Origin of the sequence: Tropicimonas marinistellae, from assembly GCF_001509585.1 — a bacterium.
In the GTDB taxonomy this organism is placed as follows: Bacteria; Pseudomonadota; Alphaproteobacteria; order Rhodobacterales; family Rhodobacteraceae; genus Tropicimonas; species Tropicimonas marinistellae.
The window spans coordinates 345,786-361,214 of record NZ_LNCI01000003.1 but is presented as its reverse complement, the minus strand read 5'-3'; the positions used below and the strand labels follow the sequence as shown (position 1 = coordinate 361,214).

Here is a 15,429-nt window from a genome sequence, read left to right as displayed (position 1 = left end):
CAGTCAGTCCTTCTTGTAGTAGGGATCGTCATGGTGGGTGCCGGACAGGTCATCGACCTGGTCTTCGGCTTCGTGGCTCACGATCAGGCTGTCGTGGTGGCCGTTGATCACGCCCACGGTCGCCTCGATCACCCGGATCAGCAGCAGCAGGCAACCGAGCGGCAGCATCAGGTAGACCACGAGCCTCGGCATCTTTTCGTAGCTTTCGCCCTGGTTCACCAGCGGCTCCAGCCAGCGCAGCAAGTCCAGCATCGGGATCTGGTCGGTCTCGTACCAGGCCTGGTCCCGCGAGTCCTCGAACCCGGTCGGGAACCAGCGTCCGCTCGTCGCGTCGAGGCCCGCGAAGGGCGCGTAATAATCCCAGGCGCCCTTCATCAGAAGCGCCGCGTATATGATGCAGAGCACGCCGGCGATGATACCCATCGTCCGTTGCCCCCTCGGCGGCATGATATTCACCACCGCATCGACCCCGAGATGCGCGGTGATCCGGAATGCGTGGGAAATGCCGAACAAAACCAGCCAGGCAAAAAGCACCAACACAACTTCGAGCCCCCAGATCAGGCTCTCGTTGAACACATACCGCAAGACCACGTTGACAAAGGTCAGGACGACCATCATGCCGAGCAGAAGTGCGATGAAGAATTCCTCGAAACGCGCAACGGCTTCGCCGAGCATCGTTTCCGGTTTGTGTCGTGAATGCGTGCTCATGCCGCCTCCCCCAGCCAAGGTGGCAAAGAAGGCCGCACGGGGATACCCGCACGGCCTCCTTCCCGCCGAATGGCGTTACATGGACATGTTGATCTTCTGAGCGGCCTCGATGTTCTCGGCCCCCACGTCGGCCTCGAACTTCTCCCAGACCGGCTTCATGGCTTCGACCCATGCAGCGCGCTGTTCCTCGGTCAGTTCGCGGATGACACCGCCAGCGTCGAGCACGGCCTGACGGTTTTCGGCGTCAACCTCGGCAATGGCCGCGTTACGCTCCGCGGTGACTTCGGCAACGATGGTGCCGAGTTGCGTCCGCACGCCCTCGTCCAGGCTGTCCCACCAGTCCACAGAGGTCACGACCATGTAGTCGAGCAGCCCGTGATTGGTCTCGGTGATGCCGTCCTGCACCTCGAAGAACTTCTGGCCATAGATGTTGGACCAGGTGTTTTCCTGGCCGTCCACGACACCCGTCTGAAGCGCGCCATAGACCTCGGAGAAGGCCATCGGCTGCGGGCTCGCGCCGAGCGCCTCCATCTGAGCCACCAGAACGTCAGACGGTTGCACGCGGAACTTCAACCCCGCGGCGTCGGACGGCAGTTCGAGCGGCTTGTTGGCCGAGAACTGCTTCAGCCCGTTGTGCCAGAAGCCCAGGCCCACAAGGCCGCGGCGCTCCATCGAGGTCAGCATTTCCTGACCGGCGTCGGAGCTCTGGAAGGCCTCGACGGCTTCCATGTTCTTGAACATGAAGGGCAGATCGAAGATGCGGAACTTCTTGGTGAACTTCTCGAACTTCGAAAGCGAAGGCGCGGCCATCTGCACGTCGCCCTGCAGCATTGCCTCAAGCACCTGATCGTCGTTGTAGAGCGTGGAGTTCGGGTAAACCTCCATGCAGGCAACCCCGTTCATCTCCTCGTTCACCCGCTCCTGCAGCAGCGATGCGGCGATGCCCTTGGGGTGCTTGTCGGTGTTGGTAACGTGGCTGAACTTGATAACGATCTCGCCGTCGTCGCAAGCCGCCAGCGCAGAGCCTGCACTGAGAATTACGGCCATCGCGGTGGCCGCGGCAGTCATGAACTTCATTCGGATGTCCTCCCAAGACATGTCGATATGGCATGCGGCCCGCTCTGTTGCGAACCTTGCATTCCAGCAAACAGAGCCTGCCCACATACGCCAAGAAGAAAATCGCCGCCGTGCAAAAAACAAGTAAATATCAATTTAAACAATTCACTAAAGGTCACTTCTAAGAACTATTTCTGATACCTCGGCAGGCATTGTGTGAACACTCGCACACCGCAAATCGCTGAGTGTGCGAGATTCCGCACAAGAATCCCGACGCGCTGCCGTGGCCCCCGTGGGCTCCCGCAGGCTGGTTCAGCCGTTCTCCGGGCCGCGCCGGTAATCCTCCGGGCGCAGGCCATGGCGGGCCAGTTTGTCGTAGAAGGTCTTGCGCGGCAGTTTCAGCGCCTCGGCGGCCTGCCCTGCGCGCCCGCCGGATTTCTCCAGCGCCGCCGCCAGCAACGTCCGCTCCACCTGTGCCAATTGCTCGTTCAGGCCCATTTCCTCCTGCGGTGCCGGATCGTTCAGCCCCATGGCGTACCGCATCGCCGCGTTCATCAGGCTGCGCGCGTTACCGGGCCAGTCCTGCGCCATCAGGCGGGCGATGACATCCGGCGATATGTCCCGCTCCGGCAGGGCTGCCTGTTCGCAGGCGACAGCCACATAATGTCGGAACAGCGGGCCGATATCCTCCTTGCGCTCGTCGAGCGGTGGGATTTGAACGCGCAACACGTCAAGTCGCATCGCAAGATCGGCCGAGAACCGGCCCGCGTCCACCTCACCCTGCAGGTCACGATATGTCCCGGCAATCACCCGGGCATCGCCACCCGTGTCCAGCCGGTCAAGCAAAGCCATCTGGGCCGCTGGGCCAAGCGCCGTCACCTCGTCGAGAAAGAGCGTGCCGCCGCGTGCCTCGAGGCTCGCCTCCATCAGCCCGTCCGGCGTCAGCGCCGCGGCGGCGCGTTTCACGAACGGGTGCTGGGCCGCGGAGGAGACCAGATGGATCACCTCTCCGACCTTCGCGGTGCCCGAGCCGGGCGGACCGGTCACCAGCACCTCCGCGCCGGCACGCGCAACGAGCCGTACCTTGCGCCGCAACTCCGCCGACTGCGGCGAGGTACCACGGAGCATCCGCGCCGCCGCATCGCCGGCGGCAAGCTCCCGCTTCAGGCGACGGTTCTCCATCACCAGTTCGCGTGCCGCCAGCGCCTTGTTAACAACCCCAAGGAAGGCTTTGGGCGCACAAGGTTTTTCCAGGAAATCGAACGCGCCGTTCGAGATTGCGCGCACCGCCATCGGCACATCGCCCTCTCCGGTCAGCAGGATCACCGGCAGATCGCCATCCACCGACCGCACGAGGTCGAGCAGTGCGAAGCCATCCTTGCCAGGCATCCGGATATCGGTCACCACAACGCCCTCGAAGGCGCGGGTGACATGGTCCTTCGCTTCGATGTAGCTGCCTGCCAGGATCGGCGTCAGATCCGACAATTCCAGCGTCTGCCCGAGCGCCTCGCGCACCGCCGCATCGTCGTCCACCAGCAGAACCTTGCCCGTCACGCCGCCGCCTCCTGTTCGCAGGGAGACAGTTCCACGGTGAACTCTGCCCCGCCTCCAGTGCGGTTTGCCCCGCGGATCACGCCGCCGAAGCTTTTTACGATTCCGTAGGAGATCGACAAGCCCAACCCCATCCCCTCGGAATGCCCGACTTCCTTCGTCGAGTAGAACGGATCGAATATGCGGTCCGGCGCGTCGATTCCACAGCCGGTATCGGCAACGCGGAGCCGCACCGGCGTACCGGGTTCCAGCCCGATCGTGAGGCGCTTCGGGCTTCGTCCCTCCATGGCGTCGATCGCGTTGCTGATGAGGTTCATGACCACCTGCTGCAACCGCACTTCGCCACCCATAGCAACAACTGGCTGCGGTGGCGGCGCCCATTCCAGCTCCACGCCTTCGCGCTTCATGCGACCCTCGCTCAGTTCCAGCACCGCCTCGACGACATTGCCCAGGTCCACAGGCCGCACCTCGCCCACTTCCTGCCGGGCGAATGCGCGAAGGTTGCGGATTATGCGCCCCATCCGGCCCGCCAGTTCCGAGATCTTGCCAAGGTTCTCCGCCGCCTTCTCCGGCCGTTCCCGCTCCAGAAAGGCGGCCCCGTTCTCGGCGAAGGACGAGATCGCCATGAGCGGCTGGTTCAACTCGTGGCTGATCCCCGCCGACATCTGCCCGAGCGCGCTCAGCTTGCCCGCCTGTACCAGATCCGCCTGTGCCTTCTTCAGCGCCGCCTCGGCGGTGCGGCGTTCTTCGACCTCCCGGCGCAATGCAGCATTGGTCGCGGACAGCTCGCCGGTGCGTTCCTTGACCCGCTTTTCGAGCACCACGTTGGCCTCCGCCTCCATCGCCAGCCGCTCGGCCAACGCCCGCCGTCTATCCGCCAGGATCAGGAAGAGCGCGCCGGCAACCAGTCCGAGCGCGAGCACGACAAGCGCCTGCCACGCCGCCAGCCGCAACGACGGAGCCACATCCACAAGGGCCTCGCCGGTCATTTCAATGACCGGCAGCGGCTGGGTCAGATGCAGGGCCAGCCTGGGCAGGTAGCGCCCCGCATCCAGCCTCCATAGCTCCAAACCGGCAACGTAGAAGGACTGCACATCCGGAAACGGCAGGAAATCGACACCGCGGTAACGCGCTTCGATCCCGGGCGTCGGCTCTCCGCGGACACGGAACAACAGCTCAAGACGGTTCGACGACAGCACGACCCCGAAGTCGTCGGTGAAGGCCACGGTCATCGCATCGCCGCGCCATTCCGCCTCGATGGCGCCGATCCGGGCGCGGACCAGCACCGCCCCGATCACCGGCCCGGCCGGCGAGAACACCGGCGCCGCGAAGGTCACGCTGCGGATGCCGGTCTCCGGGTTCACCGCGTTGTAGGTCCCGAGCGCCCCATCCTCCAGCGGACGCCGCAGATACGGCGCGCCCCCGAGATCGCCCCTGTGTGGTCCCGACGCCGCCATCACAAGGCCGGTTCTGGACACGGCAAGTATTTCCAGCGTCCCGGTCTTGTCGGCCGCGCGCAACAATACCCGCTCGGCCGCTTGCACGTTGCCCTGCCCGGCCAGCAATTCGGTCAGGGCCGGGTGATCCGCCAGCAGCACGGACAATTCCCGGAATTGCTGCAATTGGCCGACCAGGCGGCCGCTCGCAAGCGACAGGTCCGCCTCGCCACGCGCCGCAAGCCCGCGCAGATCGGACGTGAAGGCAAACCACCAGACGCCGGCCGCGAAGCTGACCAGCGCCACAAGATACAAGAGTGTTGCCCGAAACCGCGTTACCAAGTCCCTCTCCCGCGCCCCCGTTCAGCGTAAGCCGCGACCGGGCGGTTGAAAAGCCGCCCAACGCCGGCCTTCCGGCAGCCGGGGTCGCGGCGACGGGGGCTCATCGCGCCGCCGTGCCGCCGTCGCGGCCCACCGCAGGTGCCACGCCCAACGGGATGAGGCGCCGCAAGGCGCCGAAGACGGGCGGGAGCATCACGTCTCCAGGGGCAGCGCGGTCGTGGATTTGATAACCTCCATCGACAGGAGCGCCGTCACGTTGTGAATCCGCACCTCCGAGATCAGCGCCTGGTAAAAAGTGTCGTAGGCACGGGCATTTGGCACCTGCACTTTCAGGATGTAGTCGATGTCGCCCGCCAGCCGATGTGCCTCCAGCACTTCAGGCCTTGCCTGCAAGGCTTCGAGGAATCGTTTCTGCCAATCTGCCTCGTGCTCGCTGGTGCGGATCAGCACGAAGAAACAGGCCTCCAGCCCGAGCGCATCGGGGTCCAGCAACACCGTGCTCTGACGGATGACACCGGCATCCCGCATCTTGCGAATCCGGTTCCAGACCGGCGTCTTGGACGAGCCGACGTTGCGCGCGATTTCGTCCAGGGACTGATCCGCATCGCGTTGCAATTCGGCAAGGATTTTTCTGTCTGTGGCATCGAGACGGACCGACATTTCATGCTCTTCGCTGATTCAGAACTCCGTCCGCATATTACCGGATGTGACGGAACAATCATCCTTCTTTTTGCCGAGACCTAGCAAGATACGGGGAGAAAATTCTATATTGCGGTGCAGAAACACACCCCGACGGAGCCTCCGATGCAGCACTTCCCGATCTTCCTCGACACCGCCGGACGGCGGATCGTGCTGTCGGGCGGTGGCGAGGCGGCACTGGCGAAGCTCCGGTTGCTGCTGAAAACGCAGGCCGATCTGCACGTTTACACCGAGACTCCGTCGCCGGAAATCCTCGCCTGGGCCGACGAGGAACGCCTGACCCTACATCGCCGCCCGATCGCGGCCGAGGATTTCCCCGGCGCCGCCCTGGCCTATGCCGCCGAGGAGAACGCCGGGGCCGATGCCCGGGTGGCCGGTCTGGCAAAGGCATCGGGCGTGCCCGTCAACATCGTCGACAATCTTGACGACAGCGCCTTCATCACGCCCGCCATCGTCGACCGCGACCCGGTGACGGTTGCGATCGGCACCGAGGGGGCCGCGCCCGTCCTTGCCCGCGCCATCAAGCGGGACCTCGAAGCGCGCCTGCCCCAGCGTCTCGGCCTGCTCGCCCGGATCGGGAAGGCTTTCCGGCCACGCGCGGAAACCCTGCCCCACGGCCGCCAACGCCGCGACTTCTGGTCGGATTACTACTTCGCGGCCGGTCCCCGAGCGGCCGAGCACCAACCGGACATGATCGAACGTGAGTTGGAATCGCTGCTCCGTCGCCACGCCCGCGCCGAGCCGCGCCCCGGTCACGTGCATTTCGTCGGCGCCGGCCCGGGCGACCCGGACCTGCTGACCCTCAAGGCGCGCCGCGCACTGGACGAGGCAGACGTCGTGATCCACGACCGCCTGGTGCCGCAACCGATCCTCGAGCTGGCCCGCCGCGAGGCGATCCTCATTGCCGTGGGCAAGGAGGGCTTCGGCCCCTCGACGCCGCAGCCGGAGATTGACGATCTGCTGGTCGAACATGGCCGCGCCGGTGCCCAGGTCGTCCGCCTGAAGTCGGGCGATCCGACGGTCTTCGGCCGGCTGGACGAGGAACTCGCCGCAATCGACACCGCCGGTATCGCCTTCACCATCGTGCCCGGGATCACTGCGGCCTCGGCGGCTGCGGCCCAGATCGGCCAGAGCCTCACCGCACGCGGCCGCAACTCCGAGATGCGCCTGCTGACCGGGCACGACGTCCAGGGGTTCGCCGAACAGGACTGGGCCACGCTGGCCCGCCCCGGCACCGTGGCCGCGATCTACATGGGCAAGCGCGCCGCGCGGTTCCTGCAAGGGCGGTTGCTCATGCACGGCGCCGCCGCCGAGACGCCGGTAACCATCGTCGAAAACGCCTCGCGGCCCGACAGCCGCATTATCGCAAGCCGCCTCGCGACGCTCGCGGAAGATCTTGCCGACGCCGCGCTCCCCGGCCCCGCCGTTCTCATGTTCGGCCTCGCCCCCCGCGCGGCACGCACCGCCCTCGTCCAATCCGAATCCCTGCGGAAGGAACTCGCCTGATGCCCCGCCCCTTCACCCCCAAGGTTGTCACCGCCAACGATTTGCTGGAAGGCGACGTCGTCTACCTCACCGCCGATGACCGCTGGTCGCGCCAGCACCACGAGGCCGAGCTGATCGACGACGAGGCCCATGCCGCGATCCGCCTGCTCGACGCAGAGCGCCAGCAGGATACCGTGGTCGGCGCCTATCTCGCGGATGCCAAGGCCGGCCCGAACGGCCCCGAACCGGTGCACTTCCGCGAAACCTTCCGCAGCCGCGGCCCCTCCAATTACGCCCACGGCAAGCAGGCCGTCGCGGCGCAGCATCAATGACGGAAATTGAATATGTCTTTCATCTTTCCTGAATTGCAAATTCAGTTTAGTTGAAAGTCGTGACCGGAGAGTCCCATGTATCGCTACGATGAGTTCGACACCGCCTTCCTCGCCGAGCGCAACGCCCAGTTCCGCGCCCAGGTGGAGCGCCGCATCGACGGATCGCTCACAGAGGACGAGTTCAAGCCGCTCAGGCTGATGAACGGACTCTACCTGCAGCTTCACGCCTACATGCTCCGCGTCGCCATCCCCTATGGCTCGCTGGATTCGGCCAAGATGCGCGTTCTCGCGACGCTGGCGGAGCGGTGGGACGAGGGCTACGGCCATTTCACCACCCGGCAGAACATCCAATACAACTGGCCGAAGCTCCGCGACGTGCCCGACATGCTGGACGCGCTGGCCACCGTCGGCATGCACGCCATCCAGACCTCCGGCAACACGATCCGCAACGTGACCTCCGATCACTTCGCCGGCGCGGCCGCCGACGAGATCGCGGACCCGCGCACCTATGCCGAGCTGATCCGCCAGTGGTCCACCGACCACCCGGAATTCCAGTTCCTGCCGCGCAAGTTCAAGATCGCCATCACCGGCAGCCCCAACGACCGCGCCGTCACCCGCGCCCACGACATCGGGCTGCGGATGGTGGAGCAAGACGGCGCGCCGGGCTTCGAGGTGATCGTCGGCGGCGGGCTCGGCCGGACCCCGGTGGTCGGCAAGGTGATCCGCGAGTTCCTGCCGGAGGGCGACCTGCTGCCCTACCTGGAAGCCATCGTGCACGTCTACAACCGCTACGGGCGGCGCGACAACAAGTACAAGGCGCGGATCAAGATCACCGTGAACGAGAACGGGCTGGAGAAGATCCGCGAGGAGGTGGAAGCCGCCTTTGCCCAGGCACGCGCCGATTTCGACGGCGTGGACGCCGGCATCATCGCCCGTATCAACGAACGGTTCACCCAGCCCGACTTCGTGTCCGGCGGCGCGGACGCACTGGATGCCGCCCGGGTCGACCCGGTGTTCCGGGCCTGGGCCGATACCAACCTCGCCGAGCACCGCCACCCGGATTATGCCATCGTCACCGTTTCGCTGAAAGCGCATGGAGAGACACCGGGCGACGCGACCGCCGAACAGATGCGCCTTCTGGCCGATCTCGCCGAACGCTACGGCCACGACGAATTGCGCATCTCGCACCAGCAGAACGTGATCCTGCCGCATGTGCGCAAGGCGGATCTGGCAGTCGTTCATGCCGAACTGAAACGCGCCGGGCTGGCCACCGCCAACGTCGGGCTCGCCTCCGACATCATCGCCTGCCCAGGCATGGATTACTGCGCGCTGGCCACGGCGCGTTCGATCCCCGTTGCCACGCAGCTCGCCGAGCGGATCGACACGCTCCGGATCGAGCACGAGGTGGGCCCGCTGCAGATCAAGATTTCCGGCTGTATCAACGCCTGCGGCCACCATCACGTGGGCCATATCGGCATTCTCGGGCTCGACCGCGCGGGCGTGGAAAACTACCAGATCACCCTCGGCGGCGATGCCACCGAGACCGCGGAGATCGGCACCCGCGCCGGCCCCGGATTCGCCTATGACGAGATCGTCCCGGCGGTGGAGCGGCTGATGCTGGCCTACCTGGAATACCGCGAGGACGCCTCGGAGACGTTCCTCGAAACCTATCGCCGCCTTGGCGCCGCGCCTTTCAAGGAGGCGCTCTATGGACCGGAGAAACGGAAAGATGCCGCGTGATTCCATCCAGACGGCTCCCGCCGACAGGGCGAGCCGGATTACCCAGGACCTTCACGGTCTGAACGGCGCCGAGCGCATCGCCGCCGCGCTGGCCCATCCGCTGACCGGCAAGCTGGCGATGGTCTCCTCCTTCGGCGCGGATTCGGTCGTCCTTCTTCACCAGCTGTCACAGGTCGCCCCGGCCACGCCGATCCTGTTCCTGGACACCCAGATGCTCTTCCCGGAGACGCTCGACTACCAGCGCGAACTGGCCGACACGCTTGGCCTCACCGGCGTGCGCGTGATCCGCGCCCGGGCGATGCACCTGGCGCAGGAAGACCCGGCAAACACCCTGCACCTGCGGGACACGGACGCCTGCTGCGACCTGCGCAAGACGCGGCCGCTGGAACGCGCGCTTTCCGGATTCGACAGCTGGATCACCGGCCGCAAGCGGTTCCAGAACGGCTCGCGCGCCGAATTGCCGCTCGTGGAGGAAGCCGACAGCCGGTTGAAGATCAACCCGCTGGCCGATTGGACCGCAACGGAAATCGCCGACTACATCCGCGCGCACAAACTGCCGCGTCATCCGCTGGTGGACAAGGGCTACCCCTCCATCGGCTGTGCGCCCTGCACCTCGCCGGTGGCCGATGGCGAAGACCCGCGCGCCGGGCGCTGGCGCGGCGAGGACAAGGACGAATGCGGCATTCACTTCGTGGACGGCAAGCTCGTCCGCACCCGTGCCGCCTGAGACAAGGACCGATACCCATGACTGTCATCGTGACCGACGCGGGCTTTGGCCCGGACACCTTCGAAGGCGAATTCGCAACGCTGGAAACCCTGCCCGCGAACGGCGCCGCACCGGCGCTTGACCTCGCCTCCGACACCGATCCGCGGGACGTCGCGTGCCGGCTTGCGGAAATCCCGATGATCCGGGTGGATTTCCCCAGCTTCGCAGACGGCCGCGGATTCTCCATCGCCCGCGCCCTGCGCCGGATGGGCTACTCCGGGCGCCTTCGGGCACGCGGGCACGTGCTTGCCGATCAATACGCCATGGCGCGCCGCTCCGGTTTCGACGAGGTGGAGATCGACGACGATCTCGCCACCCGCCAGCCTGAAGCACAATGGCGCGCCCGTGCCGACTGGAAGGCCCACGACTATCGGTCGCGCCTCGCAGGCTGACGCGGCCCTTCCAGAAATTCAATCTTCGGAATATAGGAAAAGGACGGGGCCGCACGGCCTCGGCAGGATGTAGATGACCGAGCAGAAACCCGTGACCGACGCACAACCGATCAAGGCCGTTCCCACCCTGCCCGACGCGCAGACCGTGACCTTCGTCAAGCACTGGACAGACCGGCTGTTCCATTTCCGCTGCACGCGGCCGCAATCGCTCCGCTTCCGTTCGGGCGAGTTCGTGATGATCGGCCTGATGGGCGATCCGGACCCGAAGACAGGCAAGCAGAAGCCGATCCTGCGCGCCTATTCCATCGCCTCGCCGTCCTGGGACGAAGAACTCGAATTCTACTCGATCAAGGTACCGGACGGCCCGCTGACCTCCAGGCTGCAAAAGATCGAGGTCGGCGACCAGATCATACTGCGCCCCAAACCCGTCGGCACGCTGGTGCATGACGCGTTGCTGCCGGGCAAGCGGCTGTGGTTCTTCGCCACTGGCACCGGCTTTGCCCCCTTCGCCTCGCTCCTGCGCGAGCCGCAGACCTACGAGGATTACGACGAGGTCATCATCACCCATACCTGCCGAGAAGTGGGCGAACTCGCCTATGGTGCCGAGTTGATCGACAGCATCCGCAAGGACGAGCTTCTGGCGGAACTGATGGGCGAGGGCTTCCACGAGAAGCTGCGCTACTACCCGACCACCACGCGCGAGGAGAGCCCCAAGATGGGGCGGATCACCGACCTCATGCGCTCCGGAGAAGTCTTTGCCGATCTCGGCATCGACCCGATCGCGCCGGAAACGGACCGCGCCATGGTCTGCGGCAACCTCGCCTTCAACCTCGAGATCAAGGAAATGCTCGAGGACTACGGCCTGCACGAGGGCGCGAATTCCGAACCCAAGGAATACGTGGTGGAAAAGGCCTTCGTCGACTGACGTTGCCCCCTTCCAGCCTTACCTGCACTGTCGGCCACGCCCACAGACTGGCGCAGGCCGCGCAGGGCTCACCTTTGCAGTAACCGAAAGACCGCAGGAAGAATGACCGCGCCAAATGCAGGCGCGGTTTTTCCTTTCATCGGCATGCCATGCGCTGCCGGCTGACATCTGCGGAATCGGCACCACACGCCATCGTCCCGGTGGAGCACCCTCCGGGCATCGAGTTTCTGCAATTCCTGCCGACCAGCCTGGTCCTATGCGCTAACGATCAATTCGGTCTCGAAGCGCGGCGCGCCGCTATTGCGACGACGCCCCGTCGCCCTCGGCGGCCGTGTCGGCTGCGGCATCGTCGGTTTGCGCGGGCTCTGCCGACTCGGCAGGTGCGGCGGCCTCGCCACCCGCGGGCATCTCATCCCCCGGCTGCATCACGTACCAGATCGCAAGGATAACGACGATTGCGGCGACAACAATTCCAACGGTCTTTCCCATCTCGGATATCCTTTCCATTGAAGTCCCGTGCCCCGATCATAGCGCGGCACCCGCATCACATGTGCATCAAACGCTCCACGACCAGTACCCGCCACCCGTTTCAGCGGGCCTTTGCCACCCACCCGGCAGAGAACCGCCGGCCCACGCGTTGCCCGATCGCCGGTCAATCCGGCCCGGGACGTGCATAAGGTGACGGCATTTCGGCGCAATTCGCTTGAAACGGGGGAGCATGATCGGTATTTTCCCCGCACTTTTCCGCAGCGACTGAAGGACATACGCTATAGCCCGCAGACCTCACAACGCGCCGCCCCAACGCGACACCGGCCCCCGTGTCAACGGACGCATCCGGGCCACCGAAATCCGGCTGATCGGCCCCGAGGGCCAGAACGTCGGCGTCGTTTCTCCGTCCAGAGCCATGGAACTGGCCGAACAGGTCGGCCTCGATCTGGTCGAGATTTCGCCGAACGCCACGCCGCCGGTCTGCAAGATCATGGATTTCGGCAAGTACAAGTACGAACAGCAGAAGCGCGAATCCGAAGCCAAGAAGAAGCAGAAAACAATCGAGGTGAAGGAGGTGAAGTTCCGCCCCAACACCGATACGCATGACTACGACGTCAAGATGCGCAACGTCACCCGCTTCCTGGAGAATGGCGACAAGGTGAAGGTCACCCTGCGCTTCCGCGGACGCGAGATGGCCCACCAGAACCTCGGGCGCGAATTGCTCGAGCGCGTGGCCGAAGACATCAAGGACCTCGGCAAGGTCGAGAACATGCCGAAGATGGAAGGCCGCCAGATGGTCATGATGATCGGACCGCTGGGCAAGTGACCCCGCAACCACCGACATCCCGGCCCCCGCCTCGCGCGGGGGCTTTTTGATTCCGGGGCCGGCCATGGCGGGTGGCGGGCGATATCGCGAACGCTACCGGATCCGGCACACGGCGTGGCACGACCGGACCGTCGCAACTGCGATCCTGCGATTGCTCCTCCTCGTCGCCGCGCTGGCAATGCAGCCACCGCCCGCCACGGCGGCCACCGTGCGGTATGACCTCGATGGCAACGCGTCGCGCGTCGGCTTCGTGGTCCGGTTCGGCCCCGACAGCATCACCGGCGTGCTGCCGGTCCTCGGCGCGAAACTGGCGCTGGACGCCGACACCCCGCGCAACAGCCGCGTCCACGTGGTGCTGGACACGACCCGGGCCCGCGCGAGTTTTCCCTTTGCCACGCGAGAATTGCGCGGCCCTCGCGTGCTGCACAGCGCACGGCACCCGACGCTGGAATTCGCGACAACGGAATTGCGGGCGGACGGTCGGATGGCGCGCGTGCATGGCCTGCTGACGATCCGGGGCATCACGCGGCCGATCACGCTTCAGGCGCAGATCTATCGCCCGGCGGGCACCGCGCCCGGAGACCTCTCCCTCCTGACGGTGCACCTGTGGGGCGTTGTCCGGCGCAGCGAGTTTGGCGCCGACGGCTGGGCCGGGATGGTGGGGGACGAGGTGCATCTCGACATCCGCGTCACCATGCGCCGGGTCGAGTAACGCGCCCGCCGCAGGCTCAGTAGGCGCGGGTCGGCCTGTCCAGCACCTGGCGGCCGAAAAGGCTGGCGGCAAGATCGACCATAAGCGTCGCCGTGCGCCCGCGCTCGTCAAGGAACGGGTTGAGTTCAACCAGATCGAGCGAGGTCACCAACCGGCTGTCATGCAGCATCTCCATCACCAGATGCGCCTCGCGGAAGGTGGCGCCGCCCGGAACCGTCGTGCCGACCGCGGGAGCGATGCCGGGATCGAGGAAATCCACGTCAAGGCTCACGTGCAGGAACCCACCGGCGGCGGCGACGCGTTCCAGGAAGGGTTCCAGCAACCGCTCGACACCGGCCTCGTCGATCGCCCGCATGTCATATGCCTCCACACCGGCGTCGCGCAACATCGTGCCTTCGCGGCGATCCACGGAGCGCAGGCCGAGAATACAGACCTGAGACGGGTCGATTTTCGCATCCAGCGGGCGGCCGAGAACCGCATCGAACCCCGGCAAACCGCAGGCAAACGCAAGTGGCATGCCATGGAGATGGCCCGTCTCGCTGCTCTCGAAGGTGTTGAAATCGGCATGGGCGTCCAGCCACAGAACGAAGAGCGGCCGGCCCGCGTCCCGCGCGGCCCTGGCATGGCCCGCCAGCGTGCCGAGCGACAGGCTGTGATCGCCCCCCAGGTAGACCGGGAAGACATCCTGCCCGCCCAGCTGCTGCGCCTGCGCAAGCAGGCTGCGCGTCCAGCCCGCGACCTGTGGCAATGCCGGCGGCATGTCCGGGCTGGCAACGATATCGGCCGCCGCCTCCGGGCGCACATTGCCGAGATCCTCGATTGTGTAACCAAGCGCCTCAAGGTTCTCCGCCAGACCGGCGGCACGGAACGCATCCGGCCCCATCAGGCACCCCCGGCGGCCACTGCCTTCTTCCACCGGCGCTCCGACCAGAACGATCTTTTCCATGGCGCGATCCCGATGTCCCCTCCTGGGCCGCGGCGAGAGCGGCCCCGGCTACAGGGGCGTTTGCGTTTGGAAATGTCTAGGCGAGGCGGATCGCCGTGGCAACTCGCACGACATGCGCGGCGGGCTCCCGCCCACCGCCGCGGCATCGACAGATGCCCCGGCGGCGGTTGGGCCGGGCCGCGCGCAAAGCGCGCGGCAGCAGGGTTTCCCCGGCCCGCGCCAGAGAACGTCTCTCCGCGCCGACCCATCGCACGACCGGTCTCGCGCATGCCTTGCCCTATGGGAAAATACCGCCCTCGCGCAGCCGACCGACCTCGCTGCGGTCCCGGCTCAGGCGCAAACCGCGCTACAAATGCATGTCCCTGAACGCGAACCGGCCGGACAAACGATGCACGCACCGCCTCTCCGGCCGGGTGTCCCCTCCCTGGACATGGTTACTCGGCGGCGACCGGGTCTGCCTCACCGGTGATCCGTTCAGGCAGCAGTATCGCCACCACGATGAACGCGAGTCCCAGAGCGATCCCCAGGACATCTCCCGGCAGGGCGGTCACCCCCTCGTATTTCGCACCGGGCACGGCGCCCAGCGTAACCTTGCCACCGGCGATCGCGTCGAGCATGCCCGTGGACTCAACTGCCGGATAGGTTGCCATATAGGCTGCGGCGCCCAACAAGCCGCCGGCAATGAAAGCCAGCGCGTCGCGCCGTCCCGAAGCCGCGGCCACCAGGCCCGTTCCCGGACAATATCCGGACAGGGCCCAACCGAAGCCTAGGAGCAACCCACCCACAAAAACTCCGACATACGCGGTTTTGACCGACATGTGACCCACGTCAACCAGCCCCAACATTTGTCCGGCGAACATGAGCACAGAACCGGTTCCTATGGCCAGTAAAATCGTCTTCATCAAGTGAAGATTTTTCAAATTCAGCATATTACCGATGTAGTTCGGGTTCGACGCCCCAATTCGATCAAGCACCGCACCGAATGCACCGCCAATGAGCAACGCAAGTAAGATCGACACCATGG

Annotated in this window: 16 protein-coding genes; 8 read left to right on the top strand and 8 right to left on the bottom strand. The window is 65.6% G+C overall.

The features are described from left to right. Window positions 1-3 precede the first annotated feature (3 nt). The 5 genes from ARC39_RS07945 to ARC39_RS07925 all read right to left on the bottom strand — a co-directional run bounded on the left by ARC39_RS07945 (window position 4) and on the right by ARC39_RS07925 (window position 5,753). Window positions 4-708 carry a TRAP transporter small permease gene (locus tag ARC39_RS07945; protein WP_068112651.1) on the bottom strand — a complete coding sequence of 235 codons (705 nt, stop codon included), beginning with the start codon at window positions 706-708 and terminating at the stop codon, window positions 4-6. Between the two features lie 75 nt (window positions 709-783). Then, window positions 784-1,785 carry a TRAP transporter substrate-binding protein gene (locus tag ARC39_RS07940; protein WP_068112648.1) on the bottom strand — a complete coding sequence of 334 codons (1,002 nt, stop codon included), beginning with the start codon at window positions 1,783-1,785 and terminating at the stop codon, window positions 784-786. A 291-nt stretch (window positions 1,786-2,076) separates the two neighbouring features. Then, window positions 2,077-3,318: a sigma-54-dependent transcriptional regulator gene (locus ARC39_RS07935; protein WP_068112645.1), complete on the bottom strand. Its 1,242-nt coding sequence runs from the start codon at window positions 3,316-3,318 to the stop codon at window positions 2,077-2,079. Continuing rightward, window positions 3,315-5,093 (bottom strand): sensor histidine kinase, encoded by a 1,779-nt coding sequence (locus ARC39_RS07930; protein ID WP_068112642.1) that lies wholly within the window; start codon window positions 5,091-5,093, stop codon window positions 3,315-3,317. The genes ARC39_RS07935 and ARC39_RS07930 overlap by 4 nt, the downstream gene beginning before the upstream one ends. A gap of 192 nt (window positions 5,094-5,285) precedes the next feature. Beyond that, window positions 5,286-5,753 (bottom strand): Lrp/AsnC family transcriptional regulator, encoded by a 468-nt coding sequence (locus ARC39_RS07925; RefSeq protein WP_068112640.1) that lies wholly within the window; start codon window positions 5,751-5,753, stop codon window positions 5,286-5,288. A 144-nt stretch (window positions 5,754-5,897) separates the two neighbouring features. Between ARC39_RS07925 and cysG the strand changes: the two genes are divergently transcribed. The 6 genes from cysG (at window position 5,898) to ARC39_RS07895 (ending at window position 11,432) form a co-directional block, all read left to right on the top strand. After that, a complete protein-coding gene (cysG, locus tag ARC39_RS07920; RefSeq protein WP_068112637.1) occupies window positions 5,898-7,298 on the top strand; it encodes a siroheme synthase CysG in 1,401 nt (466 codons plus the stop codon). Continuing rightward, window positions 7,298-7,609 carry a DUF2849 domain-containing protein gene (locus ARC39_RS07915; RefSeq protein WP_068112634.1) on the top strand — a complete coding sequence of 104 codons (312 nt, stop codon included), beginning with the start codon at window positions 7,298-7,300 and terminating at the stop codon, window positions 7,607-7,609. Before cysG ends, ARC39_RS07915 begins: the two co-directional genes overlap by 1 nt. 75 nt (window positions 7,610-7,684) lie before the next feature. Continuing rightward, the gene (locus ARC39_RS07910; RefSeq protein WP_068112631.1) at window positions 7,685-9,349 is read left to right on the top strand and encodes a nitrite/sulfite reductase; all 1,665 of its coding nucleotides are present in this window, start codon (window positions 7,685-7,687) and stop codon (window positions 9,347-9,349) included. After that, window positions 9,339-10,076, top strand: a complete 738-nt coding sequence (locus ARC39_RS07905) for a phosphoadenylyl-sulfate reductase (RefSeq protein WP_068112629.1) — start codon at window positions 9,339-9,341, stop codon at window positions 10,074-10,076. Before ARC39_RS07910 ends, ARC39_RS07905 begins: the two co-directional genes overlap by 11 nt. A gap of 17 nt (window positions 10,077-10,093) precedes the next feature. Further along, window positions 10,094-10,507: a DUF934 domain-containing protein gene (locus tag ARC39_RS07900; protein ID WP_068112626.1), complete on the top strand. Its 414-nt coding sequence runs from the start codon at window positions 10,094-10,096 to the stop codon at window positions 10,505-10,507. Window positions 10,508-10,580: 73 nt separating this feature from the next. After that, the gene (locus ARC39_RS07895; RefSeq protein WP_068112623.1) at window positions 10,581-11,432 is read left to right on the top strand and encodes a ferredoxin--NADP reductase; all 852 of its coding nucleotides are present in this window, start codon (window positions 10,581-10,583) and stop codon (window positions 11,430-11,432) included. 297 nt (window positions 11,433-11,729) lie between these two features. Here ARC39_RS07895 and ARC39_RS07890 read toward each other — a convergent pair whose 3' ends face one another. Continuing rightward, window positions 11,730-11,921, bottom strand: a complete 192-nt coding sequence (locus tag ARC39_RS07890; RefSeq protein ID WP_068112620.1) for a hypothetical protein — start codon at window positions 11,919-11,921, stop codon at window positions 11,730-11,732. Between the two features lie 280 nt (window positions 11,922-12,201). Here ARC39_RS07890 and infC point away from each other — a divergent pair, with 280 nt between their 5' ends. Then, window positions 12,202-12,747 (top strand): translation initiation factor IF-3, encoded by a 546-nt coding sequence (gene infC / locus ARC39_RS07885; protein WP_068112617.1) that lies wholly within the window; start codon window positions 12,202-12,204, stop codon window positions 12,745-12,747. A 64-nt stretch (window positions 12,748-12,811) separates the two neighbouring features. Beyond that, on the top strand, window positions 12,812-13,459 hold the full coding sequence (locus tag ARC39_RS07880) for a YceI family protein (protein WP_068112615.1): 648 nt from the start codon (window positions 12,812-12,814) through the stop codon (window positions 13,457-13,459). 16 nt (window positions 13,460-13,475) lie between these two features. Here the strand turns inward: ARC39_RS07880 and rocF are convergent, their stop codons facing one another. Both rocF and ARC39_RS07870 read right to left on the bottom strand, forming a co-directional pair. Then, window positions 13,476-14,405, bottom strand: a complete 930-nt coding sequence (gene rocF, locus ARC39_RS07875) for an arginase (RefSeq protein WP_068112612.1) — start codon at window positions 14,403-14,405, stop codon at window positions 13,476-13,478. A gap of 434 nt (window positions 14,406-14,839) precedes the next feature. After that, window positions 14,840-15,427: a YeeE/YedE thiosulfate transporter family protein gene (locus tag ARC39_RS07870; protein WP_068112609.1), complete on the bottom strand. Its 588-nt coding sequence runs from the start codon at window positions 15,425-15,427 to the stop codon at window positions 14,840-14,842. Window positions 15,428-15,429: the final 2 nt, after the last annotated feature.

Coding starts and splice junctions, on each gene's coding strand:
- ARC39_RS07925 (WP_068112640.1), bottom strand. CDS start 5,753: ATGTCGGTCCGTCTCGATGCCACAGACAGAAAAATCCTTGCCGAATTG.
- ARC39_RS07870 (WP_068112609.1), bottom strand. CDS start 15,427: ATGGTGTCGATCTTACTTGCGTTGCTCATTGGCGGTGCATTCGGTGCG.
- ARC39_RS07895 (WP_068112623.1), top strand. CDS start 10,581: ATGACCGAGCAGAAACCCGTGACCGACGCACAACCGATCAAGGCCGTT.
- ARC39_RS07945 (WP_068112651.1), bottom strand. CDS start 708: ATGAGCACGCATTCACGACACAAACCGGAAACGATGCTCGGCGAAGCC.
- cysG (WP_068112637.1), top strand. CDS start 5,898: ATGCAGCACTTCCCGATCTTCCTCGACACCGCCGGACGGCGGATCGTG.
- ARC39_RS07900 (WP_068112626.1), top strand. CDS start 10,094: ATGACTGTCATCGTGACCGACGCGGGCTTTGGCCCGGACACCTTCGAA.
- ARC39_RS07915 (WP_068112634.1), top strand. CDS start 7,298: ATGCCCCGCCCCTTCACCCCCAAGGTTGTCACCGCCAACGATTTGCTG.
- rocF (WP_068112612.1), bottom strand. CDS start 14,405: ATGGAAAAGATCGTTCTGGTCGGAGCGCCGGTGGAAGAAGGCAGTGGC.
- ARC39_RS07940 (WP_068112648.1), bottom strand. CDS start 1,785: ATGAAGTTCATGACTGCCGCGGCCACCGCGATGGCCGTAATTCTCAGT.
- ARC39_RS07905 (WP_068112629.1), top strand. CDS start 9,339: ATGCCGCGTGATTCCATCCAGACGGCTCCCGCCGACAGGGCGAGCCGG.
- ARC39_RS07890 (WP_068112620.1), bottom strand. CDS start 11,921: ATGGGAAAGACCGTTGGAATTGTTGTCGCCGCAATCGTCGTTATCCTT.
- ARC39_RS07880 (WP_068112615.1), top strand. CDS start 12,812: ATGGCGGGTGGCGGGCGATATCGCGAACGCTACCGGATCCGGCACACG.
- ARC39_RS07910 (WP_068112631.1), top strand. CDS start 7,685: ATGTATCGCTACGATGAGTTCGACACCGCCTTCCTCGCCGAGCGCAAC.